34 protein-coding genes are annotated in these 24,881 nt (G+C 41.8%); 21 read left to right on the top strand and 13 right to left on the bottom strand.

All coding sequences use genetic code 11. The annotated features are described in order from the left end of the window. Positions 1-71 precede the first annotated feature (71 nt). The 5 genes from J2Y60_RS07635 to mobA form a co-directional block, all read right to left on the bottom strand. Positions 72-1,751, bottom strand: coding sequence for an AlwI family type II restriction endonuclease (locus tag J2Y60_RS07635; protein ID WP_309915697.1), 1,680 nt, complete (start codon positions 1,749-1,751; stop codon positions 72-74). A 6-nt stretch (positions 1,752-1,757) separates the two neighbouring features. Next, complete coding sequence (locus J2Y60_RS07630; RefSeq protein ID WP_309915694.1) at positions 1,758-2,666, bottom strand: Dam family site-specific DNA-(adenine-N6)-methyltransferase; 909 nt, start codon at positions 2,664-2,666, stop codon at positions 1,758-1,760. Then, positions 2,663-2,974, bottom strand: coding sequence for a helix-turn-helix transcriptional regulator (locus tag J2Y60_RS07625; protein ID WP_309915691.1), 312 nt, complete (start codon positions 2,972-2,974; stop codon positions 2,663-2,665). The genes J2Y60_RS07630 and J2Y60_RS07625 overlap by 4 nt, the downstream gene beginning before the upstream one ends. A gap of 87 nt (positions 2,975-3,061) precedes the next feature. Further along, entirely contained in the window at positions 3,062-4,348 is a 1,287-nt protein-coding gene (gene mobB / locus J2Y60_RS07620; RefSeq protein WP_309915687.1) for a conjugal transfer protein MobB, read from the bottom strand. An 8-nt stretch (positions 4,349-4,356) separates the two neighbouring features. Beyond that, the gene (gene mobA, locus J2Y60_RS07615; protein ID WP_309915684.1) at positions 4,357-4,788 is read right to left on the bottom strand and encodes a conjugal transfer protein MobA; all 432 of its coding nucleotides are present in this window, start codon (positions 4,786-4,788) and stop codon (positions 4,357-4,359) included. A gap of 747 nt (positions 4,789-5,535) precedes the next feature. Between mobA and J2Y60_RS07610 the strand changes: the two genes are divergently transcribed. From J2Y60_RS07610 to J2Y60_RS07510, 21 genes are all read left to right on the top strand, one after another. Further along, positions 5,536-6,303 (top strand): ParA family protein, encoded by a 768-nt coding sequence (locus J2Y60_RS07610; protein WP_309915676.1) that lies wholly within the window; start codon positions 5,536-5,538, stop codon positions 6,301-6,303. Positions 6,304-6,308: 5 nt separating this feature from the next. Next, the gene (locus J2Y60_RS07605) at positions 6,309-6,758 is read left to right on the top strand and encodes a DUF3408 domain-containing protein (RefSeq protein WP_309915674.1); all 450 of its coding nucleotides are present in this window, start codon (positions 6,309-6,311) and stop codon (positions 6,756-6,758) included. A gap of 11 nt (positions 6,759-6,769) precedes the next feature. Further along, positions 6,770-7,405, top strand: coding sequence for a conjugal transfer protein TraD (locus J2Y60_RS07600; protein ID WP_309915671.1), 636 nt, complete (start codon positions 6,770-6,772; stop codon positions 7,403-7,405). Between the two features lie 76 nt (positions 7,406-7,481). After that, positions 7,482-8,261: a hypothetical protein gene (locus tag J2Y60_RS07595; RefSeq protein WP_309915668.1), complete on the top strand. Its 780-nt coding sequence runs from the start codon at positions 7,482-7,484 to the stop codon at positions 8,259-8,261. 198 nt (positions 8,262-8,459) lie between these two features. After that, on the top strand, positions 8,460-8,765 hold the full coding sequence (locus J2Y60_RS07590) for a DUF4134 domain-containing protein (protein ID WP_309915665.1): 306 nt from the start codon (positions 8,460-8,462) through the stop codon (positions 8,763-8,765). Between the two features lie 11 nt (positions 8,766-8,776). Continuing rightward, the gene (locus J2Y60_RS07585) at positions 8,777-9,106 is read left to right on the top strand and encodes a DUF4133 domain-containing protein (protein WP_309915662.1); all 330 of its coding nucleotides are present in this window, start codon (positions 8,777-8,779) and stop codon (positions 9,104-9,106) included. Next, complete coding sequence (locus tag J2Y60_RS07580; RefSeq protein ID WP_309915658.1) at positions 9,103-11,607, top strand: TraG family conjugative transposon ATPase; 2,505 nt, start codon at positions 9,103-9,105, stop codon at positions 11,605-11,607. Before J2Y60_RS07585 ends, J2Y60_RS07580 begins: the two co-directional genes overlap by 4 nt. A gap of 26 nt (positions 11,608-11,633) precedes the next feature. Next, positions 11,634-12,266: a DUF4141 domain-containing protein gene (locus tag J2Y60_RS07575; protein ID WP_309915657.1), complete on the top strand. Its 633-nt coding sequence runs from the start codon at positions 11,634-11,636 to the stop codon at positions 12,264-12,266. Positions 12,267-12,269: 3 nt separating this feature from the next. Then, positions 12,270-13,265, top strand: coding sequence for a conjugative transposon protein TraJ (gene traJ / locus J2Y60_RS07570; protein ID WP_309915654.1), 996 nt, complete (start codon positions 12,270-12,272; stop codon positions 13,263-13,265). Between the two features lie 19 nt (positions 13,266-13,284). Beyond that, the gene (traK, locus tag J2Y60_RS07565; protein ID WP_309915651.1) at positions 13,285-13,908 is read left to right on the top strand and encodes a conjugative transposon protein TraK; all 624 of its coding nucleotides are present in this window, start codon (positions 13,285-13,287) and stop codon (positions 13,906-13,908) included. Between the two features lie 10 nt (positions 13,909-13,918). Continuing rightward, positions 13,919-14,344 (top strand): hypothetical protein, encoded by a 426-nt coding sequence (locus tag J2Y60_RS07560; RefSeq protein WP_309915647.1) that lies wholly within the window; start codon positions 13,919-13,921, stop codon positions 14,342-14,344. 19 nt (positions 14,345-14,363) lie between these two features. Beyond that, a complete protein-coding gene (locus tag J2Y60_RS07555) occupies positions 14,364-14,651 on the top strand; it encodes a nitrogen regulatory IIA protein (protein WP_309915644.1) in 288 nt (95 codons plus the stop codon). Further along, positions 14,581-15,981, top strand: a complete 1,401-nt coding sequence (traM, locus tag J2Y60_RS07550) for a conjugative transposon protein TraM (RefSeq protein WP_309994580.1) — start codon at positions 14,581-14,583, stop codon at positions 15,979-15,981. The genes J2Y60_RS07555 and traM overlap by 71 nt, the downstream gene beginning before the upstream one ends. A gap of 24 nt (positions 15,982-16,005) precedes the next feature. Beyond that, positions 16,006-16,899, top strand: coding sequence for a conjugative transposon protein TraN (gene traN, locus J2Y60_RS07545; RefSeq protein WP_309915638.1), 894 nt, complete (start codon positions 16,006-16,008; stop codon positions 16,897-16,899). A 20-nt stretch (positions 16,900-16,919) separates the two neighbouring features. Continuing rightward, complete coding sequence (locus J2Y60_RS07540) at positions 16,920-17,480, top strand: conjugal transfer protein TraO (RefSeq protein WP_309915634.1); 561 nt, start codon at positions 16,920-16,922, stop codon at positions 17,478-17,480. A 13-nt stretch (positions 17,481-17,493) separates the two neighbouring features. Then, positions 17,494-17,943 carry a DUF3872 domain-containing protein gene (locus J2Y60_RS07535; protein ID WP_309915631.1) on the top strand — a complete coding sequence of 150 codons (450 nt, stop codon included), beginning with the start codon at positions 17,494-17,496 and terminating at the stop codon, positions 17,941-17,943. Between the two features lie 98 nt (positions 17,944-18,041). Continuing rightward, positions 18,042-18,317, top strand: coding sequence for a molybdenum ABC transporter permease (locus tag J2Y60_RS07530; protein ID WP_309915628.1), 276 nt, complete (start codon positions 18,042-18,044; stop codon positions 18,315-18,317). A 172-nt stretch (positions 18,318-18,489) separates the two neighbouring features. Beyond that, on the top strand, positions 18,490-18,801 hold the full coding sequence (locus J2Y60_RS07525; protein ID WP_309915625.1) for a helix-turn-helix domain-containing protein: 312 nt from the start codon (positions 18,490-18,492) through the stop codon (positions 18,799-18,801). Continuing rightward, positions 18,782-19,075: a helix-turn-helix domain-containing protein gene (locus J2Y60_RS07520; RefSeq protein WP_309915622.1), complete on the top strand. Its 294-nt coding sequence runs from the start codon at positions 18,782-18,784 to the stop codon at positions 19,073-19,075. Before J2Y60_RS07525 ends, J2Y60_RS07520 begins: the two co-directional genes overlap by 20 nt. 272 nt (positions 19,076-19,347) lie before the next feature. Next, complete coding sequence (locus J2Y60_RS07515; RefSeq protein WP_309915619.1) at positions 19,348-19,653, top strand: hypothetical protein; 306 nt, start codon at positions 19,348-19,350, stop codon at positions 19,651-19,653. Beyond that, on the top strand, positions 19,631-20,077 hold the full coding sequence (locus J2Y60_RS07510) for a response regulator transcription factor (protein WP_309915617.1): 447 nt from the start codon (positions 19,631-19,633) through the stop codon (positions 20,075-20,077). The genes J2Y60_RS07515 and J2Y60_RS07510 overlap by 23 nt, the downstream gene beginning before the upstream one ends. Before the next feature lie 236 nt (positions 20,078-20,313). Here the strand turns inward: J2Y60_RS07510 and J2Y60_RS07505 are convergent, their stop codons facing one another. From J2Y60_RS07505 to J2Y60_RS07470, 8 genes are read right to left on the bottom strand one after another with little or no spacing between them, the layout of a single operon-like run. Then, on the bottom strand, positions 20,314-21,120 hold the full coding sequence (locus tag J2Y60_RS07505) for a PRTRC system ThiF family protein (RefSeq protein ID WP_309915615.1): 807 nt from the start codon (positions 21,118-21,120) through the stop codon (positions 20,314-20,316). After that, a complete protein-coding gene (locus J2Y60_RS07500; RefSeq protein WP_309915612.1) occupies positions 21,120-21,842 on the bottom strand; it encodes a PRTRC system protein B in 723 nt (240 codons plus the stop codon). Before J2Y60_RS07500 ends, J2Y60_RS07505 begins: the two co-directional genes overlap by 1 nt. Beyond that, positions 21,839-23,005, bottom strand: a complete 1,167-nt coding sequence (locus J2Y60_RS07495) for a hypothetical protein (RefSeq protein ID WP_309915609.1) — start codon at positions 23,003-23,005, stop codon at positions 21,839-21,841. The genes J2Y60_RS07500 and J2Y60_RS07495 overlap by 4 nt, the downstream gene beginning before the upstream one ends. Positions 23,006-23,022: 17 nt before the next feature. Beyond that, positions 23,023-23,241, bottom strand: a complete 219-nt coding sequence (locus tag J2Y60_RS07490) for a PRTRC system protein C (protein ID WP_184160325.1) — start codon at positions 23,239-23,241, stop codon at positions 23,023-23,025. 30 nt (positions 23,242-23,271) lie between these two features. After that, positions 23,272-23,874 carry a PRTRC system protein E gene (locus J2Y60_RS07485; RefSeq protein WP_309915606.1) on the bottom strand — a complete coding sequence of 201 codons (603 nt, stop codon included), beginning with the start codon at positions 23,872-23,874 and terminating at the stop codon, positions 23,272-23,274. A gap of 12 nt (positions 23,875-23,886) precedes the next feature. Then, positions 23,887-24,081 (bottom strand): hypothetical protein, encoded by a 195-nt coding sequence (locus J2Y60_RS07480; RefSeq protein ID WP_309915603.1) that lies wholly within the window; start codon positions 24,079-24,081, stop codon positions 23,887-23,889. Between the two features lie 10 nt (positions 24,082-24,091). Beyond that, entirely contained in the window at positions 24,092-24,430 is a 339-nt protein-coding gene (locus J2Y60_RS07475; RefSeq protein ID WP_309915599.1) for a molybdenum ABC transporter ATP-binding protein, read from the bottom strand. Positions 24,431-24,446: 16 nt separating this feature from the next. Further along, entirely contained in the window at positions 24,447-24,824 is a 378-nt protein-coding gene (locus J2Y60_RS07470) for a hypothetical protein (RefSeq protein WP_309915598.1), read from the bottom strand. Positions 24,825-24,881: the final 57 nt, after the last annotated feature.

The following is a 24,881-nucleotide window of genomic DNA, read 5'->3' as shown; positions in this document are numbered from 1 at the left end:
TTGAGTGGCAGCGTTTGGCGGGACGAACGTGGGACGGGGCAAAGTCACCTGGTATTCTGAGTTTACAAAAATTACTTATTTAACCAATTCAATGCTTCTGCGGTTATTCCTTCATACCAATCCCGCTCATTGTTTGTTATACTTGCTAACTCATTTGAACGTTCAAAAAATCGTTGAACGTGATTTGGTTCAGGAATATAGGCTGCCTTATGAGAGTCCTCTACCATTTTTATGAAAACACTCAAAGGAAGAGGTACAATAGTAGAAGTCCCTCCATAATAACTAATATTCATTTTGTGCAACGCATAAAAATGGGCAATACAGGCTTCATTTATGTTTGGAGCAATAAATAAACAATAAGCTGGCTTTTCGGTTTCCCTTTTCACTTTTGCAAGATGTCTGGTAACAGGTTCGCCCTCGGTTTCATATTGCCGTTGCCCACCTTGCATAGTAACCTCAACGGTTAATCCAAAAGTTTCATAATCACAAATGATGTCAGCCATATTTCCTTGAGCTGTAGACATAGGATTTCCAAAGTCGTCAAATTTCAAATTTGCTCTGATGTTTCCGCCATCCAACATTGTCATTGCCCGCCAAGTATTCCATTCTAGCATCAGAGGAGCATCATATAACGAATTGTCGAGTATTTGCTCAAATGTTGAGTTAATATCATCAAATAAACGATAATCTTTTATTGCCGCTATCTGCTCATTAAGGATTTCCTCTTTTCGATGTAATAGTTCATCCGCGAAAATATCTTTAAGTTCTTGCAGCGTTGCTGTTTCAGATATTGTAGCATACGGAAATTCGGAACTGATTTTTTGTTCAAGTAATCCTCTGTCATCAGTTAATAGAGTCGGGGTTTCAGCATTTCCAAGATAAGTGACGTATTGTGTTTCATTATCTACAAAAACCGGATCTCTATCTGTGTGTGCCAAGAAAAAATCGACTTCCTGAACTTTTTCAGGAATAATTGAAACTGTTTTGCCGAGGTGTGAAATGTTTACGATACCTGTCGCTCGTAAATAGCGGATACATGCATCAGCATAGTCTCGCATATTACTTGCTTTTGTTTTCAGAAATTTAGCAACTGAAGCGTCGTTCGTCTCTCTGGTTCTTGTATTTCCCGCAATGATTTCGTCGGCATAAATCGTTCTCAACTCTTGGTCCAAATATTCAAAACGAAACTTCTTGTAATTACCTTCGTTTTGAGCTTTAGCTGCTCTAAATTCATTGATTGTAGAAGCGATGGTATCAAACTCTCGATAGTCAACTAACTGTAACCCAAAGATCATCAGTTCATCAAATTTCAGAGAACCAAAATGGCGAATTAGTCGAAAAAGCTCAAGATATGGTTTTACCCAAAAATCTGCTGAATTGGCGGAAGGTTTATGATATGGAGAAGGAACCTGAAATTTTAGTAGTTGTCGTAAAAAGATTTCATCTTTGCGAGCAGAATTTACTAATTCTACACCTGCCGGTGTTAGGGAGATTGTGGGTGAAAGAGTAACAAAACCTAGTGCTTTGGGCGCACGGTTAATTCGATCCCTTGCGCTAAATGCAGGGTCATTTGCACCCTCCCCATTGAAAAAGTTTTCCTCTTTCAACAATTCCATAAATGCTCTTTGTGTTTCTATATTCCATTTCTGCCCGGCAAAATGAGTATTCAATAGCTCTATTTCGGGTATCATTTTACTCGGTGTTCGAGGCGATGTTGTAACGAAAATCACCTTGCTATCTATTCTTGCCATAACGTTTTATAGTGACAATGCTTGTTCTAATTCCAATTCGGAAATTTGCTCATTAATTACATTGCCATAGTTAGATATTAAAATATGAGAAGCTGAAGCTTTAAATCTGTTACGTATATTTACAGCATAAGATTTTCCGTATTCGTCCACAATCATATCTCCATATAATTGTTCGGTTAACGGTGTTCTTCCAATTACCATTAATGCTTTACATTTTAGCTGTTTGTAAGCTTTTGCCAGTGCGATATGATTTGTTTCGTTAAATCCGTCTTTATACTCTGCATTTCCATAGTCGGAAAAAATGCAATCGTAAGGAGGGTCTAAAAACATAAAATCGTCTTCCTTCGCCATTTTAAAAATATCTTTGTAATCAAGATTATATATTTCAGTATTGGCAAGTAGCTGACTGTGAGCTATCGTTACTAACGACGTATTAAAGTTCGCATATCTTCCATAGGGAACATTAAATTCTCCTTTGGAATTATAACGTATCATTCCCGAATATGACGTTTTGTTAATGAAAAAGTACAGCAAGGCATCCGAATATTTTTTAGTTGCCAAATCATTAAACATGTCTCTAATTTGATAATAAAGAGTTTCGTTATTATCATCTACACGTAAATTGGGTGTCTTGCCTTTTAGTTCTTCAAACTTAATTCGATTTACTCGATACGTTTTCTCTATTTTAGAAAGTTCTTTTTGCAGACTACTAAAGTCCAGCTTAACACCCTTATAAAACGACATTAATTTTGAGTTAATGTCATTAATGATAGCTTGTTTAGGTTCTAGGTAAAAGAACAAAGCCCCGCCGCCAAAAAACGGTTCAATATAGCGTCCAGAAAACTTTGGGATGTGTTTTTCCAAGTAAGGAATTTCTTTTGACTTTCCGCCCCTATATTTAAGTAATGGTTTCATAACTTCGCTTTTTGACGTTTATAATTTGTAATATTTTCAGCAACTAGACTTAGAATTTGAGCTGCTTCATCTTCTTCAGCAACAATATCATAAACTTTATCTGCTGACCATAATCTCAAAAGCTCTTTTATATCGGCTTTTAGTGTGTTGGCAAGTTCTAATACCTGTTCACGTTTAGCACGTCTATCTCCCTTTTCGATTTTACAATAGGTGGCAGTGTCAATTTCCAAAATGGAAGCTAACTGTCTTTGGGTGATTTGTTTTTCATCCCGAAGCTTTTTTAGTCTATTGCCGAAAATTGTTGACATAAATTCGTCTTGACATTATTTGGCAAATATAATAATTTCTTTTTAAGTAGGAAAGCTTTGATTAGAAGGTATTGTATTTTAATCAGGTTATTGCTGCCCTCTCTTCCGTTTCCTTTTTTTCTTCATCTTATTGGCAAAGTCCTGTTCCTGGTAGTCATCGCCCTGGGCTTCGGGCAACAATCCTCCCAATGCTTCAATCAAACCGTCTTCGTGCTTGTTGGTAGATATGAAGTCGAAAAAATGGTGTGGTTCCTCTTGTGGAAGATCGTTGTCACTTGTTTGGGATGATTTTGGCTGCAATATGGCAGGCTCTTTAAAATCCGGTTTGATATCATTGTTCCAATAATCATTAAAGATATTGGCTGAAAGTTCCTTTCCTAAACGTGAGCCGTTCCAAACAGCTTTGGAATTATGATCTATAAAGGTTATCCCGTAGATACGTCCAGTATCATTTCTGCGCACCACTACATTAATGCCTTGTTCTGCCAATTGCTTTTTAAAACTAAGTTCATCCCTGGTAGATCTCAGCGCAATGGTAACGGCTGATTGCAGGGTCTTTTGAGCCGGGTTGTTTTTTAAAGCCGTTTTGCACTTTTCAAAATGCAATTCCAAAGCCGGAAGCCCCGCATTCTTCCCGAACAAGGAAGCCTTGAATGGATGCCCGGCTCTTTCTCCTTTTTCATTTAAGGGAATATATAGCAATCCCTGCCGCATTGTCCCCTGTAATTCTCCCTCAACCTTTTCCGTAGTGATGTTAAAAAGGGAAAGCAAGGCGTTGTATTCGCCCAAGGTCTGGTATTGGTAATAATTGGGTAAATGCCGAATCACTGAAGCGATCTGACTTTTCACGTCGCCAGCCCGGTAATCCACAGGGCGAAAAATCTTATCGTTCTGATTGCGCTCTTTATCCGTTGCAGGTATCAGGTTGTGTTTCCTTTCCAGGTCGCGGCATACATTCATAGACCGCATTTTTTCAAACTTGTCTGAAATCTTTTTGCCCTCCTCGCCAACACAAACCGATACAATATGGATATGGCTGCGGTCAATATCCGTATGTTTAAACACTACAAACGGCTGTTCACCATAACCCATTTCCCGCATATATTCCTCTGCCATTTCGCGGAACTTGTCATCACTTATCTTGTCTTTGGGGGCAGGATTAAGTGAAATATGCAGCGTGTGTTTCTCGGTATTGCGGTTAGCAATCAGGTATGGAGCAAACGACTGGGCTAATTGTGCCACTGAATAATGCCCATTAGTGGTTTCAATTATCTTATTGGCGAGCAAAATCTGCCCGTTTTCATTATCCACTTTAAGCTGATTATACGCCAATGCTCCGTATAAATTTCCACTTCTGCCAATTTTTGCTATCATTTCTGCGGCTATTTTTTTAGATATTTTGCATCAAATTCCTCGCATATTTGAATGATCTTTTGGCATAACATCGCCATTTCAGCCGTTTGTTTTTCCAGTTTGTATAAGAATGCAGCCGCCTTTTTCTCGGTAAAATGTTTGTACAGGAGCTTAACAATCTGGTTATAATTCACGCCAACGGAACGGAACTGGCTATGAAATGAGGTCAGCCGCATATAAAAATCAACCGTTCCTTTGTCAATTTTGACGGACTTCATCTCCTTACTGAACAACAGTGAAATGATAAACTTTGCTTTGTTGGACATCCCCGATGCTTCAAAAAGCGACAAAAGTTTGGCGTTCTCTTCGTCTGTAAGACGAAAAACGTGGCGGTGGACGCTGGGGTCGGTCTTTGGGGTCCGTCCGCCCTTATTCTGTTTTTTGTTGGTGTTCTCGTTCATCACTAATCCATTTTTAATTCAAACAAAACCCTGACTTCGGAAGGTGTTTTCTGCCCCCTGCAAAGGGCAAGTTGTTTTGAGGCACGAACTCGGTTTCGAGTGCCTCAAAACACAACTTGCCGTGTTCTGGTGAACACAAAAATCCGCCCTGCGGGACGGATTGAATGTAACAGGGAAAACGGCTCGATGCCGTTACTGTTACCCTCGATTTGTCAAAAGGCTTTTGCATAAATCCGTTAATAAAAATCACAATACAAAGTAAGCCCCTGATTTCCGAAGCATTGCACTGCATCACACTGCCAAATAGTGCCTCTGTATGCCAAACAGTGCCATCGCTATACAATCGAATGAAATTGCTTGGTTCTTTGTCCTGAATGTTGGCAGGAAGCCAGGCAGCCCGTACTTCAGGAAGAGCAGATGGAAAGCATTCAATACTGCGGGCTATCCTGCCTGCCTGATTGCAGGAATGCAAGAAAGCAGGAATGTTAGAAAGCGTGAACGCCTGCAATCCAAATATCAGGCTTGCCTGACAGAACGGATGACGGACGGAATGAGGTAATGACGGCAGACCTGACTGATAACATGCAGGAGAGATAGAAATCCCGCTTTACGGGAAGCTAGCTGGCCATCAGAAATTCTCGCAGGCAAACCTGATAGCTACACTGCAAGGAAGCATGAAATCAGTGCGGCGTGCCTGAAAGCCTGCAAGGCTGAAAACGGAAAAAGTAAACTTTAAATTTTAAATATATGGACACAAGAAAGAAACCCCTGTTTATTGCCTTTTCTTCACAAAAAGGCGGAGTTGGCAAAAGCACATTTACTACGCTTGTTGCAAGTATCATGCACTACCGGTTAGGCTATAACGTAGCCGTATTTGATGCGGATTTTCCTCAACACAGCCTGATGAAAATGAAGGCTCGTGATTTGGCTATGGTAATGGAAAATGAGGCTTTGAAAAAACTGGCGTATAAGCAATTTATGAGTATCAATAAAAAGGCTTATGAGATTATGCAGCACAAAGCAGATAGCGTGTTGGAAGCGGCCCACGAATATGTAAAAAACGCTTCCGTTCAGTTTGATGTAGTATTCTTTGACTTGCCCGGAACTGTGAATACTCCCGGCATACTGCAAGCATTGGCAGGGATGAACCACATCTTTACGCCCATCACGGCTGACCGTGTTGTAATGGAAAGTACGCTCATATTCACCCAGCTTTTGCAGGATGTGATTATGAAAAAGGGTGAAACTTCCATAGAAACCATTAACCTGTTTTGGAACCAGGTGGATGGACGGGAAAGCACCCCCTTATATGATGTGTACAATCAGCTTATTGAACAATTGGGGTTAAGCCTGATGGAGAGCCAGATCAAAAGCAGCACCCGTTTTCGCAAAGAAAGTGAAATGGACAGCAAAACGGTTTTCCGTTCAACATTAATGCCCCCTGATGAGCGATTGATGAAAGCCTGCCAGTTAGACCATTTTATCAATGAGTTTTTAAAAATTATTCAATTATAGGTGCTATGGAGAAAGACAATAAAAGAAAAGTGATCCCGGACATCAACGAAGAGTTGATGATGAACCTGATGGTGGACGGTATCAAAAAAGATGGCATACAGCTTCCGCCCGAACCACCTGAAGAACCGGAAAAGCCCACAATAAAGGATGTAGAAAAACAGGATGACATATTACCTGGCAAACCCTCACAGAGAGAAAGAAATAGGGCCAAGAAAACCCTTGATGGAGGTTATGGCGATCATTTTTTGAAAACCCACTCAATGACAAAACGAGGGGATAAAAGCATTTATATCCGTCAGGAATATCACGAACGGCTATCCCGCATTGTACAGGTAATTGGCAAGGATGAGATACCCTTGTACGCCTACCTCGATAATATACTTGAACATCATTTTGAAATGTTTGAAAAGGCGATCACAGATGATTTTAACGAAAAGTTTAAACCCATTTTTTAAAGTATTTGATTATGGAAATAATAATTGTGATATGCCTGCTAATCGTCATTGTACTGCTATTACAGGATAAAATTGTCATTCATAAAAGGTTGCCGCAAAAACCGACACAGGAGAAAGTCAATCCGAACCTGCCCGATATTATGGGGCAACCTAAGCTAGTAAGAAGCCTTTCAATGCCAAAGAACGCCAAAGAACGCCAAATAGCGGAACAGGTGATAAACCCCGATAATTTAGACATTGAATACGACGAGAATGAAATCGTCGGCATTCAGGTTCCGCAGGAAGAACTGGACGAAGTTTTCAGTAACATGCCTGATTTGGAAGAAGAGGAAGAAGAATGGAACAGGTACGGGATATCCGGTGGCGATAACAGTCTTGCCCAAGGGGTTACCTACGACGAACTAAGCTCCGTAGGGGCGTTGCTTCAAAAAGAGAGTTTGGAGCAGGCTCAAAAGGAAACAGCGGTAGCCATAGTTCAGAAATTACAGGGAACTGAATTATTCAGCCTACTGGAAAATTCAATAGAAGGTGCATCCCGAAAAATTGCCGAGCTTTTGGATGGCACACTTTCAACTGAAACGGATAACAGTTCTTCATCCTCGCGGAAAAGTGATCTCAGTGATTTTGACATTGGGGAGTTTGTCTGAAAAGATAGCTCCCCTTTGTTTTTAAAGGCGTAGCAAGCAGATAAAAAGTATTGTCAATCAATTTAATAGTACAGGTATGATTAGTAAAGATGACCCTGATTACATATTCGAGGAATATAAAGGATATACAATAGCCAGTCACAAAAACAATGTTGCCGACAAAGACGTAAATAATCTTATCACTGTTTACAGGTCAGATGAGTTCCCTAATCACGGCTTTGTTATTGGGCTTGATGATAGCAAGATGTCAGGGCAGAGAAAGTCCGTACCTCACAACATTGATGATGCAAGAGGCTACATTGATTGGATAGCCAGTATTCAGCAGAAAAAGTCAGAAATCAGGCCGGAAAGTAATGTAACTGACCAGAAAGCCTACGATTTGCGTGTAAATAAAGGGATGCTCCCAACGGTAGATATTGTAGGGCATACGTTCTATGTGGACATTCGTATGGATATGCTACGACCTAAAGACGATTTTCTTTCTAAGGGAATTGTATTCTCGGATATCCAGAACTACTATGATGAAGATAAAAGAACCTACACCATTCCATACAATCCAAAGACACACGAATTTCAGGAACCTGATTACCGGAATATCAAAGAGCTTCCCAAAGATTTAATCGCTGTGAGTTTTCCTTCTGAAAGACTGCTTGACAGGATTGGATGGAACAGGCACTACGGCTTTGAATTAACACACGGACTGGCAAAGCAGGGATTGACATTACAGTTTACCGCAAAGCAAATACCCTGGGAAAAAACCTTTCTTGCGGATCTGATTAAAAGCAACCTTAAAACCGAAAAGAACCTGCAAAAAACCACTGAAAAACCAGATAGAAAAAAGGGGCGAAAGATGTAAATGAAAACCGGATTAGTAAACGCCAAACTGTAAAAAGTTTGGCGTTTCTTTTTGCCCAAACACTTCTTATAAAGCCACTCACAGCCAAACACTTCCTTAGACTGCCACATTCTTATAACCCCTCTTTTTCCATAAGACATTTGTCCCGAAAGCTCGCAAGGTGCGGGATAAACAGTAACAAAATAATGCGTTTCAATTATGGAAAAACAAAGAAAAAAAGGTTTGCTGGCAGTAGCGGCAGTGCTGTCAGGAATTGGTGCTTTCGCACAGGGAAACGGCTCGGCAGGTATCAACGAGGCCACCCAAATGGTAACAAGTTATTTCGACCCCGCAACCCAGTTAATCTACGCTATCGGTGCGGTGGTTGGGCTCATCGGAGGCGTTAAGGTGTACAACAAGTTCAGTTCCGGCGATCCTGACACATCGAAGACAGCGGCTTCGTGGTTTGGTGCGTGTATCTTCCTGATTGTTGCAGCTACCATCTTACGTTCATTCTTCCTTTAATCCTTTGCCTTATGAAATACAATATCAACAAAGGCATTGGAAGAACAGTGGAGTTTAGAGGGCTGAAAGCACAATACCTGTTCATCTTTGCAGGTGGGCTGCTCGGTACGCTCATATTGGTGATGATACTGTATATGGCAGGTGTAAACTCTTACATCTGCCTCTTCCTCGGAACAGGCGGCGCTTCGCTGATTATATGGCAGACCTTTTCGCTCAATAGAAAATACGGCGAACATGGGTTGATGAAAATTGCTGCGAATAAACGGCATCCTCGATACATCATTTGCCGGAAGCCTGTGCATCGCTATTTAAAGTTCACCCCTAAATCAAACGCCCTATGAGAAATGCAGCAAAGACCACCACACTGGAAAACAAATTTCCATTGTTGGCAGTAGAGAACAATTGCATCCTTTCCAAAGATGCTGATATTACTGCCTGCTTTGAAGTGCGTTTGCCTGAACTGTTCACAGTAGCTTCTGTCGAATATGAGGCCATTCATTCCGCCTGGCACAAGGCCATCAAAACCCTGCCTGATTTTACGGTCATTCACAAACAGGATTGGTACATTAAAGAGAACTATGCTCCCGATTTGGCACAGGAAGACCAGAGCTTTTTATCAAAGTCTTACCAGCGACATTTCAACGAGCGTCCGTTCTTAAATCACTATTGCTACCTATTCCTTACAAAGACCACTAAGGAAAGAATGCGGATGCAAAGCAACTTCAGTTCGCTTTGCAAGGGTACGCTGATACCAAAGGAAATCAGGAACAAGGAAACGATACACCGCTTTATGGAAGCAGTCGCACAGTTTGAACGTATCGTTAACGACAGTGGTTTTTTTAGCCTGCAACGTCTTAGCGAAGATGAGATTATCGGAACAAAAGACAAGCAGGGATTACTGGAGCAGTACCTCACACTAGCAAGGGAAGCCGGAACACCAATGCAGGACATAGCCCTCGGAACGGAAGAAGTACGCATCGGCAACAAAAGGTTGAGTTTGCACACCTTATCCGATACCGACGATTTACCCGGAACGGTATCGGCAGATACACGTTTTGAAAAGCTATCTACCGACCGTAGTGACTGCCGATTATCCTTTGCCGCACCAGTGGGATTACTGTTAAGCTGTAACCACATTTACAATCAGTATATATTCTTGGATAACAGCGAAGACAACCTGCAAAAGTTTGAAAAGTCAGCAAGGAATATGCACTCATTGGCCCGTTACAGCCGTGCCAACCAAATCAACAAAGAGTGGATAGAAAAGTACCTGAACGAAGCCCATAGCTTCGGGCTGTCCTCCATTCGTGCGCACTTCAACATTATGGCCTGGTCAGAAGACCCAGCCGAACTGAAACAGTTGAAGAACGACTGTGGTAGTGCGCTGGCACTAATGGAATGCAAGCCACGGCATAACACAACTGATGTAGCCACTTTGTATTGGGCCGGAATGCCGGGTAACGCAGGCGATTTTCCGAGTGAAGAAAGTTTTTACACGTTCATCGAGCCTGCATTGTGCTTCTTCACAGAAGAAACCAACTACCATAATTCACCCTCTCCGTTTGGTATCAAGATGGCTGACAGGCTTACAGGAAAACCTATCCATTTGGATATTTCTGATCTGCCTATGAAGCGTGGGATTATTACGAACCGGAACAAGTTCATACTTGGCCCGTCAGGTTCGGGTAAGTCATTCTTCACAAACCATATGGTAAGGCAGTATTACGAACAGGGTGCACACGTACTGTTGGTAGATACCGGAAACTCTTACCAGGGTTTATGTGAACTTATTAAAGGAAAAACCAAAGGCGAAGATGGTGTTTACTTCACTTACACCGAAGACAACCCCATTGCCTTTAACCCATTTTACACTGATGATGGCGTGTTCGACATCGAGAAGCGTGAAAGTATCAAGACTTTGATACTGACCCTTTGGAAACGTGATGATGAACCCCCAACACGCTCTGAAGAGGTTGCTCTTTCCAATGCTGTAAGCGGTTATATAGAACGTATCAAAGCAGACGATATGTATCCGTCTTTCAACGGCTTCTACGAGTATGTACAGGGCGATTATCGCAAGGTATTGCAGGAAAAACAGGTAAGGGAAAAAGACTTCGATATTGCCAACTTCCTGAATGTACTCGAACCCTACTACAAGGGTGGTGAGTATGATTACCTGCTAAACTCTAACAAGCAATTAGACCTGCTTTCCAAACGCTTTATTGTATTTGAAATTGATGCGATTAAAGACCACAAGATCCTCTTTCCTATAGTGACCATTATCATTATGGAAGTCTTTATCAACAAGATGCGTAGGCTGAAAGGTATCCGCAAGCTAATCCTGATTGAAGAAGCCTGGAAAGCGATAGCAAAAGAGGGAATGGCTGAATACATCAAGTACCTCTTTAAGACGGTGAGGAAATTTTTCGGTGAAGCGATTGTCGTAACACAGGAGGTGGATGACATTATCCAATCGCCCATAGTGAAAGAAAGTATCATCAATAATTCCGATTGTAAAATCCTTCTCGACCAGCGAAAGTATATGAACAAGTTTGATGATATACAGGCGATGCTGGGGCTTACGGACAAAGAGAAAGGACAGGTTCTTTCCATCAATATGAACAACGATGCCAGCCGACTGTACAAAGAGGTCTGGATTGGCTTAGGTGGTACGCACTCGGCAGTCTATGCCACCGAAGTTAGCCTCGAAGAGTATCTCGCATACACAACTGAAGAAACCGAAAAAATGGAAGTGATGCAGCTCGCTTCCGAACTCGACGGCAATGTAGAACTCGCCATTAAGCACATTGCAATGCAAAGGCGGGATAAGGTAAATCAATAGTCATTAACATTTAAAATTCAGAAACAATGAAAAAAGTATTGTATCTGGTGTGTACGGCACTGATGTTCGCCGTAGCACCTTCAGCAAAAGCCCAATGGGTAGTAACCGATCCTGCGAATTTGGCATCGGGTATTCTCAACAGTGCGAACGAAATCGTACAGACTTCCTCCACCGTGAGCAACGTGGTAAAGAACTTCAACGAAGTAAAAAAAGTGTATGACCAGGGCAAGGAATACTACGATAAGCTGAAAGCTATCAACAACCTTGTGAAAGATGCCCGGAAAGTACAGCAAACTGTACTGTTAGTTGGCGATGTGTCCGAAATGTATGTACAGAATTTCGGCAAGATGATGAACGACCCCAATTTCAAACCGCAGGAATTGGTCGCCATCGGCAACGGTTATTCAGCACTGCTCAATGAGAGTACCGAACTGCTGAAAGAGTTAAAGCAGATCGTAACGTCATCAAGCCTTTCACTGAACGACAAAGAGCGCATGGATATTATTGACCGTGTGTACAAAGAGGTTAAGGATTACCATAGCCTTGTACGCTACTACACCAATAAGAACATTTCTGTAAGCTACCTGAGAGCGAAAAAGAAAAATGATACCCAAAGGGTGCTTGACCTCTACGGAACTGCTAACCAAAAATACTGGTAAACTATGGAATGGGATAATCTTCACGAACTCCTGCGTTCGCTTTACGACGATATGATGCCGCTTGCAGGCGATATGGCGGCAGTGGCTAAAGGACTGGCGGGATTGGGAGCATTGTTCTATGTGGCATTAAAGGTTTGGCAGGCTTTAAGCCGTGCCGAACCTATTGATGTTTTCCCGTTGCTGCGCCCATTCGCTTTAGGGCTTTGTATTATGTTCTTCCCGACTATCGTACTGGGAACCATCAATGCGGTACTAAGCCCTGTTGTAACGGGAACCCACCAAATACTCGAAGACCAGGTACTTGACCTGAACAAGCTGCAACAGCAGAAAGACCAACTGGAATATGAGGCAATGGTAAGGAACCCCGAAACCGCCTATATGGTATCAGACGAAGAGTTTGATAAAAAACTGGATGAACTGGGTTGGTCGCCCTCCGACATTGGAACAATGGCAGGTATGTATATGGACAGGCAAGCCTACAAGATCGAGAAAGCCATAAAAGATTGGTTTCGCAATCTACTGGAAATACTTTTTCAGGCAGCAGCTTTGGTCATTGATACCATACGAACGTTTTTCCTGATTGTCCTGTCCATACTCGGACCAATAGCCTTTGCTATTTCCGTGTGGGATGGCTTTCAGAGTACGCTCTCACAGTGGCTCACGAGGTATGTGAGCGTTTACCTGTGGCTTCCTGTTTCGGATCTGTTCAGCTCAATGCTTGCACGAATACAATCCCTCATACTGGAAAGGGACATTGCAATGCTGGCTGACCCGACCTACATCCCCGATACCAGCAATACGGTTTATATCATTTTTATGATTATAGGCATCATCGGGTATTTCACAATACCGACAGTAACGGGCTGGGTAATCCAAGCCGGAGGTGCAGGAAACTTTACACGCAATGTAAACCAGACTGCAATGAAAGCCGGAAACCTTGCCGGAGCAGGAGCAGGTTCAACAGTTGGAAACATCGGCGGTAAGCTGATGAATAGATAAACATTTAATCATTCAAAAAATGGAATTTAAAACGCTAAGAAATATAGAAAACAGCTTTAGGCAGATACGCTTATATGCCATTTTGTTTTCTGTCCTCTGCCTTGGCGTGGTAGGATACGCCGTATGGCGATCCTACCGCTTTGCAGAGGAACAACGCCAGAAAATCTATGTACTGGATAATGGCAAATCCCTGATGCTTGCCTTATCGCAAGATGCCAGCATTAACCGCCCGGTTGAAGCAAGGGAGCACGTCAGACGTTTTCACGAGCTTTTCTTTACGCTGGCTCCCGATAAGAACGCCATCGAAAGTAATATGAGCAGGGCGTTCAACCTTGCGGACAAAAGTGCTTTCGATTATTACAAGGACTTGTCGGAGAAAGGCTATTACAGCCGTATCATTTCGGGTAACGTACAGCAACGCATAGAAGTGGATAGTGTGGTGTGCAACTTCGACAACTACCCCTATGCGGTACGTACCTACGCCAAACAATTCATCATCCGTTCGAGCAATGTAACCAGGCGTAACCTGATCACCTCCTGCTACCTCGTCAACTCCGTTCGATCCGACAACAACCCACAGGGCTTCAATATCGAAAAGTTTGCGGTTGTCGAAAACAAAGACGTCGAGGTTATCGAACGCTAAAAACAATCTTATGGAAGCATTATCAGATTTAAACACGTTCGCCAAAATCCTTACCGATAAAGGATATAACGGCTATTTCCATACGCAGGGTGCGTATGCCGGAAAACTGAAAGACAGCATCAGCAAGTACCTCGAAAACTGCCAAAAAGGTGCGGACACCCTGCCTGAGCAAAATTTGTTGCTGACCGGTTACCTGCAATGGTCGGGAGAAGACAAGCCCCGTGTAGAATGTAATATGTGGGTAAAATACCAGGATGGCAAATTCTCTCTCAACAAGATGGAGGTAATTAAAAAAGACGGCTTCGGGCAATTGCTCAAAAAATCGGAACTGGCAAACCTGTCTGTACTATCGGCACCTAAAGCGATGGAGGCGGTCGCATTGGTCAATGATCCGAAGCTGAATACGGCAAATAGTCCAAAACGTTTCAAGCTATAACAACAGAAACAGTAAGGCTATGAAAAAATTAAGAGCAAATATGGATAGGTACTTTGACAAGCTGGATGAACGCTGGCGGGCCTTACCACTGCGCAAACAGCATCAATATACACTATACCTCTTCGTAGGTTATCTGTTGCTTACCGCAGGGGTTATCGGCAAAGTTTTTTACGACACCTCAAAGTCCCGTAACGGTATTGTCATTGAGCATATCGAAAACCCTGTCCTCAAAAAAAATGGAAGTCCGCCAAGATTACAGGACACAGTATCAACAATTTTTAAAAATCAGTTTTATGAAAGAAAATGAGAACAACAAATCGGTTGTCCGGGTGACAGAGGGGAACCAGGCAACAACCGCTGATGTGCTGCAAGATGGCACACAGAACAAAGTCGATAAGCTCAAAAAGCCACTCATATTCCTTTTGATGGGCGTGGTATTTCTCGGCTGTATGTATCTGATATTTAAACCGTCTAAGGATAAAAAGGCAGTGGAGAATATCGGACTGAACGATGCTGTACCACAGGCTACCGAACCGGGAATGCCCGCTGACAAGGGCAAGGCTTACGAGCAGGAAATGCTCGAACGCAAAGAGCAGGAAAAACGCAATGCGTTGGCAACACTTTCCGACTACTGGAATACCGAAGGTAAAGAAGATTCGACCAACGGGCAGCTTAATGAAGACGAGGAAAACAACAACTATGGTGGCGGTGGCAAAGGTTCGGGAAGAAATGGCAATACTGCCTTGAACAGTTACCGTAATGCACAAAGCACGTTGGGTTCGTTTTATCAGGATAACAATTCCGAAACTACGGAACTCCGCAAGCAGTTGGACGAGCTGAAAGAAAAGCTGGCTGAAAAAGATGTACCAAAGCCTACAACCGTTGATGACCAACTGACATTAATGGAGAAATCCTACCAAATGGCAGCTAAGTATCTTCCACAGGGCAATACCAATACTGGAGAAGCTGCCCCCGACAAAAGCACCGTCACAGGAACTTCGGTCACTAATCAAAAGGAGCATTTTGTAGGATTTACACCTGTGAGGAAGAATGCCGTATCGGCTTTGTACCGCGAACCTACCGATAGTGCTTTCTTAGCCAGTTATAGCGAAACAAAGAATCGTGGTTTTTACACCGCCGGTTCTGTGGACCAGGCAGTGCAACCAAAAAACAGTATCAAAGCCTGTGTACATGAAGCAAAAACTGTTATTGGCGAAACAGGCGTAAAGCTGCGCCTATTGGAACCGGCAAACACGCCTCAACGTACCATTCCGAAAGGAACCATTGTTACGGCCAATGCCAAATTTCAGAATGGCAGGCTACAACTGAAAGTTACCTCAATAGAACTGGAGGGCAACATCATCCCTGTGGATATTACAATTTACGATTTGGACGGACAGCAGGGCTTATACGTTCCATACTCGCCCGAAATGAATGCCCTCACAGAAATGGCGGGAAATATGAGCCAGACAGGTGGCACCAGTGTAATGCTAACGCAAAATGCCGGACAACAGGTTGCCGCTGACCTTAGCCGTGGCGTAGTCCAGGGTATTTCGGGCTATTTCGCCAAAAAGGTACGTACACCTAAAGTTACCCTAAAGGCAGGCTATCAGGTCTTCCTTGTGTCTAAAAAATAATATTTAACTCAAATAAGTAAAACAATGAAAAATCATTTAAGAACCTTTTTGGCATTCGCTTTAATACTCAGCTTTGCTATACAGTCCTATGCACAGGACAGCATCAGAAAACCACTTTCATTGGGCAAGATAGAACCCTACCGTATGGAAGTAACCTACGATAAAACATCGCACCTGATTTTTCCGACCGCCATTCGATATGTGGATCTGGGAAGCGAATACCTGATTGCCGGAAAAGCGGAAGATGCTGAAAATGTACTGCGTGTAAAAGCAGCAGTAAGGGATTTTAAAACAGAAACGAATTTCTCCGTAATCACTAATGACGGGCGTTTTTACAGCTTCAACGTGCATTACAGCTCCTGTCCTGAAGCATTGAGCTATGACTTGCTTACAATGCAAAAGGCAGTAGAGAAAGCAAACGGAAATGATGTGCTTTTTGAAGAACTGGGCAATAATTCTCCCTCACTGGCAGGCTTGCTATTGGAAACCATTTACAAGAAAGACAAGCGTATTGTAAAGCATATCGGGGCTAAGAGTTTCGGTATTCAGTTTGTTCTGAAAGGGATTTACATACACAACGGCAAATACTATTTCCATACTGAATTGAGAAACCGTACCAATGTGCCTTTTGAGATTGACTTTATCAATTTCAAAGTAGCGGATAAGAAAGTAGCCAAACGTACAGTAGTACAGGAGCGCCCATTAACACCTTTGAGAACTTATAAACCATTGAACGGTATCGCTGGAAAATCGGTCGAGCAAAATGTATTCCTGTTAGACCAGTTTACCATCGCCGATGACAAGGTGTTGCTGATTGAGATTTTCGAGAAGAATGGAGGTAGGCATCAGACTTTGCAGGTCGAAAATTCCGATTTAATCAGAGCCCAGTTGATCAACGATATGCACCTTAAATTCTAATCATCATTTAAACAAAGAATATGAAAAAGTATATCTATACCGTGATGCTTGTCCTGATAGGCTTCACGGGTGTACAGGCGCAAAGAATGTTGCCAAAACAGAAAGGACTGGAGATAAGTACCGGCGTATTATCGAACGATAAGATTGGTAATGACTACTACATCAGTGCAGCAATGACTGTAAATGGTAAAAACGGAAACTATCAGCTTTGGGCATTGGAATATACCCACCGGTACCACGATTATAAAGATCTGCGCATACCGCAGGAAACGTATTCTGCAGAGGGTGGTTACAGCTTCTTTTTGTTAGGCGATGCCCGAAAGAACATTGCCCTCAACCTGGGCATAACGGGGGTATTCGGTTACGAAACCATCAACAAGGGTGAACCCATGCTGAACGATGGTGCAAAGCTTCTGAGCGACGACAATTTTATTTACGGAGCAGGTGGTCGCTTAACATTTGAAACGTACCTGTCCGACCGTTTTGTACTTGTCCTACAAGGGCGTACAAAAGTTCTTTGGGGTACCGATTTGCAACAGTTTCGACCATCGGCAGGTTTGGGATTGAGGTTTAACTTTTAAAACGTATAAAAAAATGATAGCGATATTTAATAAAATCAGAATGGGGCTACTGCCGTTATATGTAGTGTTGGCAATCCTCGCAGCTTCGGTTACATTGGTATCTTGTAGCAAAGATGACGAACTCCAAATACAGAATGATTTCCCTTTCGAGGTGAATGTAATGCCTGTGCCTAAAGATGTCACCAACGGACAAACCGTAGAAATACGCATTACTATAAAGCGTACAGGCAACTACAGCAATACACAGTATTTTTTGCGCTACTTCCAGTTTGACGGGCAAGGCACATTGAGATATTACGATGAACCGCCGTACTTGCCAAATGACCTTTACACATTGCCAACGGAGCAGTTTCGTTTGTATTACACTTCTACTTCTGCCGTATCTCAATCTTTTGAGGTTTGGATTTCCGACAGCTTCGGGAATGAAAAGCAGATAAGTTTTCAGTTTAACAGTAACGACTAAAAAAAGAAATCCTGCCACAAGAGCAGGATTTCTTTTTTTAGGTATGCCGAGGCGAATTTTTTCGTAAATTTAAAATGTGGATTTAAAGTGTATTTGATATGGTCGCATCATTAGTTATCGGGATAATATTTTTGGTTGCCGGCTTGGGACTTCGTTATTGGATTAACCGAAGAAAGTTCTACAGGCGCGGCCCTATGGGAGCAGAGGGCTTTTCATCTTATGAAAGTTCGGTATTTATTAAATTTGTTGAACGGATTGGTAAATGGTTAGCCTATGCACTGATCATATTCGGGTTGTTATCGCTATGGGTCTATTCCCGTGAGAAAAAAGATAAGCCAACGGTAAATACCGAACAACCTGCCCAACGCAGATAATTATAATACAGATTTAAAGCAAATCGGATAGCCCAAAAGGTTATCCGATTTTTTTGATTTATAGGGATAGTAACCCGCCAAACACTGCCTCTCAAAGCCAAACCCTGCAACATTCTCCTGCTCAGTGCTAAGTCTTTATAAATTCAACTTCCACGGAAAAACTGAGCAAACTATGGAAGTTATCGCAATACAAAAATCTGCATTGGACGGAATGACGAAAGAACTGAAGGCACTTTTGGAGCTTACCGAAAATGCCATACATAAATATGCGCCCATTTTCAAAGATGAAAAATGGCTCGATAACCAGGAAGTGTGCCTGATGATGAACATTACCAAAAGGACTTTGCAGACTTACAAGGATAAAGGCTTTTTGCCATATTCCAAACTGAACCGCAAGAACTATTATAAACGCTCGGATGTGCAGGCTTTACTCGAAGCTGGCCAACCGAATAATACTGTTGAAAATGGATTTACTCACGAATGAAAATGAAGAAATCATTACCCATCAGGAAATGATAATGCGGCTTAAAAATAGCATCGAGAGTATATTGCAAAACTACCGTCCAGTGATGAACGGGGAGATATATCTGTCAGGCGAAGATGTATGCAAGATGCTCCATATCAGCAAACGGACTTTACAGCAATACAGGGATGATAATATCCTGCCGTTTATACAGATTGGAGGGAAAATTATCTATAAGCAAACAGATTTAATGGCTGTATTGGAACAAAACTATGTATCCCATAAAGCAGATTAACTAACCTTTTTGACCTACGTGTTTTCATTTAAGAACGAGTTTTGTATCTTTGTAACCTAAAATATAAAAATCTTAAAGTGTTTTTGCTTTAAGTTCCGCATTAAAAACTGGTAATTTTTATAACCCCGGAACAGATAAGTAGGAACGCTCACGTCATAGGCGTGGGCGCTCGCTTATTTGGGGGTCAGGCGTACCAGTGCCTTAATGCCGATAAGTGTGCTTGCCTGCGCCTTATTTTTTGCAGGTCCGCTAACTTAGTAAACATTGAGATTATGGACAGCAAAGAAATCTTTTACCCCGAATTTGGCTACCCTGTATCACACTTGTCAGCCTTTTCCCTCTGTATAGATACATACATCATATCTCTTAAAAACGGAAAGATAGTACGCTTCAAACCTGATGAGACAGACCATTTTCGAGAATGGCTCAACTGTTACAATGTTAGGGATATTGAGATTGATCTTTTTAATAGTTACCTACCTCCCGCAAACAAAAAGTCCCATTTACCTAAACCTCTCGGTGTTGTGTTTAATCTTATTAAAAGAAATAAAGGAAATGAGAAAAGAAAAGAAAATTAAGGTAGCATTCGTAGATGACCACGATTTGCTTAGAGAAGGTATTTGCAAATTTATTCAGAGCGATGATGATTTTGAAATCATATTTGAAGCAGATAACGGTAAATCGGCAATAGAAAAAATGGAACAACAAGAAGTAGTTCCTGACGTATTAGTTGTAGATATAAGTATGCCTGTAATGAATGGATTTGACACTACCAAAATATTGCTTCAAGCATATCCGAATATCAGTATTCTGGCCTTCAGCGTAAACGATGATGTAAAAGATGTGGTGAAGATGCTCAACTGCGGAGCAAAAGGATATATACTAAAAGGAGCAGACCCGGAAGAACTCAAAAAGGCAATTAGGGTTACCTATGATGGTGGTCGATATTTCAGTCCAGGCGTATGCGAAATAGCAAATGAATATTTTAAACAATTTGAGTAATGGTGGTTTCTTTGTTACTTTCTTTTTCGTTGAACTCACGAAAGAAAGTAATTTCTCCAAATGTAACTATGGGATAATGAATATCCCACACAAATAGAACACAACCTCTTTGATAAAATGATGCGTGATGGTGGCGCAGAGCCTTATCATTTTGGCAAAGGGGTTGCACCGCTTTGATGCAAAAAGACTGCCCCGACCATCGGGAGGGAGTGTCTTTTTGCCGCCCGACTTTTGGGTCAGGCGACTTTTATCGGGTGGGTGCGAAAGTCTTTCAGATTGTGAAAAAATCCTTTATATTCTGTCATTCCCCTGCGAAACAAGTTCCACAGTAGGGAGCAACCCATTTGCGTCAATGATGCATTGATAAATAAATCTTGATGCTCTAATGCTTCGGCAAGTGAGCAACTTGGCGTGTTGTCCTCTTGTTCTGATTGCTTTAGCAATTCTCCATATTCTTCTGTAACAAATGGCAGGTTTGCCACCGTTTGGTACTTTTCTGAGTGGGGTTGTTTTATTTCACTGATAGTAGATAGTAACACTTGCCCTGTATCTTGGCTATTGCCGAAGTCCAGCCAATATTTTGGCTCGTCTTGGTAATGTCTGCGGGAGCTTGCTTCTTTCAGGATTTCAGCTACGCCAAACCTTGCCTGCACATTATCCACGCAGGTAATGGTAATGGTTGCCCTTGCATTTTCGGGCAGTCTGCCAAACTTATCCTTTTCAAATTTTGCTGTTTCGGCTTTCCAGTTTGAACCGATACAGCGGTTGATGCGGTTTACCAATGCAACGGATTTGTACAATCCTGTTTCACATTCAAAAAAACGCTGTCTGCCTAAATTTGCACTTGTTATAATATCATCGTCCCACAAACGTACTTGCAACCCTGCATGTCCTAAAGCTATCAAACTCTCGTTTATTTCCATTAAGGCGGTCAATACTTTTGAACCTGTGCCACCTGCACCGATGAGGTTTACCGAAATCGGGTTGGTAGGGCTTATTAAATAGTTGTCCGTAAAATGGACTGCTTTTTTTTCCGTATTCATCACAATAGATTTTTAAGTGTTTTATTATTTCCCTTCAATACTTCTTTAGGAAAGGGTTTATCTGTTCCGATAAGGTCTTTCCATACATTTACACAATTTCCTTTTATGGGGCTGTGGCTTCCCAATAAGTGGCTAAAATAGCTGTTAAAAAAATAGCTTTCCCACGCCTGTACAAATTCTTCAACCGAAGCCGATTTTTTAATGTCAATTGTTACCGTACCCATACACACTTTGCCGTCTTCATAGATATTGAAAAAGGGAGCATAATGCAATGGCGTTTTTTCTGTCGGTCTTCTATCTGTTGCAAGGGCAAAGACTGCAAGGTTGTTTTTATTGGCAAACCAAAGCATTGGCGGTACTTGTGCCGTTCCGTTAGGTATGTCCAAGCCATTTACAAAATACAGCTTCCGTTGCTGTGCTTTAGTGTACCATAGCACCGTGCCCTTTTCGCTCGGATTGATATGCAGAATGTTGGTCGGTAAAATTCCCATTGGCTTTAAAAAGGCTTTACTTTTTTCTTTATCAGTCTGTAATGATTTTGCCAGTACATTGGCTTCTTTTACTGTCAATGGGTGGGCGTTGATGGGTGTTCCGTTGCGATCCATATCGAAATGTTCCACGTACATAGCAGTTTCCGTTCCTGTGGCTTCATAGAAAACCAAAGCGGATTTAGGATGGTATAATGTACCGAAAGTCTCGGCTATGTTATTTTCGTTGTTCATTTTCCTGTTCTTTTATAGTCATATAATAGTGTGCATAGGTCGTCCAGTAAGGCAAAAAGGCGGTTCTCAAAATCAAGGTTAGCCTGTGTTGGTTTGCTTCTGTCAAATGATTTGCAAATGGTCGGCTCGTCCATTGCACCATATTCGTTAAACTCGTTATTGATGCAATCCGAAAGGCTTTCATACAGCCAACCTTTGGTATCGGCAATGAAAGAGATATACTTTTCCATCCCGATGGTTTCGTTTTCGCAATCCTCATTATTTGGGTCTTCTTCGTGCATCGGTGCGTTTCTGAAAACACTTGCTGTCGGATATTCCGTATAAAGGGCGAAGGCATTGTAAGCCACATTCAAACATTCGTTGTCGAAAGTATCACGGCACTTAAAACGGCTCAAACGCTGTTCAAAAACCTTTAGATTGGTGCGGTTGAATATCCGTTGTTCTATACGGTCGCCAACATATTCAGCTTCACGAAATTCACGCTTATAGGTTTCTGTATCTTCCGTTTCATCATCCTGTTCTACCCAATCTTTGTGCATTTCGTACATCCAATACAGGTAGCTGTCTTCCTGCCTGTAATACGGTATGTCGGCAATATGATACAGGTAACTGCATACCGATATAAGCAACTGTGCATTTTTTTTACACTTCGGGTCTTTGAGCATGTTAAAGAGTGGCACAATTGGAATATAATACAAGGTTGTACCTGTATTATATCTTTCCTCGCTTGTCAGAAATATTCTGTTACTATCCTGTACTAATTTGAAACTATCCCAATTGGAGTTGGTGCGTTTTACTTTAGTTTCTACATCCCACATGGACAAGGCAATATTGTAGGGAAATTCAAAATCTTTGGTCTGTATCGGCTCAATGCTATAATGTTCGGCAAGTTTGGAAAGGGACTTGTAAAAATCCCTCTCCGTTTTCTGACAAGCCTGTACAGATTGTGCTATTTGCAGTTTGGGCAGGAACGTACACTTTAGAATACCATTGGTAGCATTGCTATTGGTACGGCTTTCTGTTTGTCTTTCTGCACCTGGCTTGCATCCTTTGGCTTCTGTAGCCATTTTGCAAACTCGCCCAACTGTCGGTGCAACTGCTGTTGCCGTTTCTCTTCGGGCAGGCTGATAAGTCCCGATATGATGTTGCGTTGCATAATTCATTGTTTTTAATTTTTGATTTAACCTTTAGTACCCATTACGCTCTCAAATTTGTACTCTACTGCATCATCTTTAATCTGCGGTGCGGATACTTTTGCGGTTGTTAGAATGGGGTACAGATTAGCGTAAAAATTCATTACAGCTTCTACGCTCCAACGTGGTTCGGGGTCGGTCAGTTTGATGTCCTGTCCTTTATCTTTGAGTATGAATACTCGTTCTAATTGCGTTGCTAGTAACATAACTTTTCAATTTTCGGATTAACACATTTATTATTCTTCTTCGCCTGTTTCATCAATAGGATAATCGGCAGTAACTTCTTCCAACTGTTGCTGTTTTGGCGTAGCTTCTTCCATTGCCCCGAAAAGGCTTGGTGTTCCAAACTTGTCAGATAATGAAGTTTTGCGTTTGCGTATCTCGTCTGCTTTTTCGGGAAACTCGGTTATATCGGGAACTTTCATCCACGCTTCACGAAACTTGCCCTCTTTCTCCAGTTCATCCGCTTTTGCCATAGCGTCTTTAAACTTCTTGTCTTTGGCTTCCTTTTCCTTTTTCTCTTTATCGGCTTTGTCCTTCTCGATTGCCGATTGCTTTTTAGCTTCTTCCAATTGCTTTAAGAATTTTTCCATATCCACCATTAAGCCCGATACCTTTTGTATAGGGGTGCTTATCTGCTCAAAAAATCCTTCGTCGAACTCTTGTGGCGTGGCATTAAATGTTAATGGGGGTATTAGGTTTTTGGCACTATCTCCGCACTGCTCATTGTTGAGCAATACCGTTACAATTAGGTTGCTTTCTATTCCTTTTGAAATGGTCAGTTGTAATACTCCTGTGAAGTCCAACTGTTGTATCTGATTAAAAAAATTGGTATTCATCGCTGTAAGATTTTAATGTGTTGTCACTTTTACTTTAATTGCTGTCAGTTTCTCGTACATATCCGTCCAATAGGCTTTTTGCTTTTGGTTGAACTCCGAATAACTTTTGTCCTTGTGCCTGTATTCCTTGTATTCCGCTGTGATTTGGATAGCTTTATCAAGGTCTGTTACTTCTATTAGGCAACCGTTTAAATCTGTTATATACATTGCTGTCCTGTTAATTTGTGATTTGTGCGATTTGGTCAATCTTTCCATAAACAACGGCTCTAAGGCTTGTTTTATCGGGGGCATTGTATTCGTGCCAACTATCATATTGCTTCACCAAATAGGTTTTCAGCACATCTTCAAACCCAAACCGATACCCTTGCAAGGGAACTGCTCTTTTAAAAAAGGCATTTCGGTTCACCGCTTCTGCAAGCCAGTTCTTTTCGGCTCGGTTCATCTTCTCGCCTTTGTTCAGTTTCTCCCTTAGCAGGTACACTTTAGCGTTTTGCAGGGATTGTAATTCGGGTACATCGTGGCGGACAAACTTTGTGGCTATTGTTTCTGTTTTCATTGTATCTGCTTTAATGTTATGAATGTGATTTTTCAGCGGTATAAACTCCGTTTTCATAGTAGCCTAAAAGCTGTTCCCAAAGCCTTATCAGGCTGTTGGTATCTACATAGAAATACTTGGTTCTATTGCAATAGATGATGTATATAGCTTCATCCCTGTATTGCTTTTCAAGGCTCTTGGTTTTAGCCAGATTTTTCGCTTCATCAATTGTTTTCGCTTTCATATCCTGCTGTATTGTATTGTTGTCAATCTGTACTATATCTGCAATGGCACTTTCGGGACAACCCTCTGCGGTTATTATCTGCTGTATAGCTCCCTGCTTTCCGCTTAGTGATACTACTGTGAGTGTTACCGTGCCTTTGTCGTGCTTCAGCGTTGCTTTATAAGTTTCCATTGTTTCCGCTATTGTTTATAGTAGGCTACCACCATTTAAGGCGGTAGCCTGTTGTTA

The sequence above is a fragment of the Arcicella sp. BE140 genome (assembly GCF_031456255.1).
Lineage (GTDB): Bacteria > Bacteroidota > Bacteroidia > Cytophagales > Spirosomataceae > Arcicella > Arcicella aquatica.
Note: the sequence above shows the minus strand (reverse complement) of the source record. Positions and strands in the feature narration are given on the sequence as shown.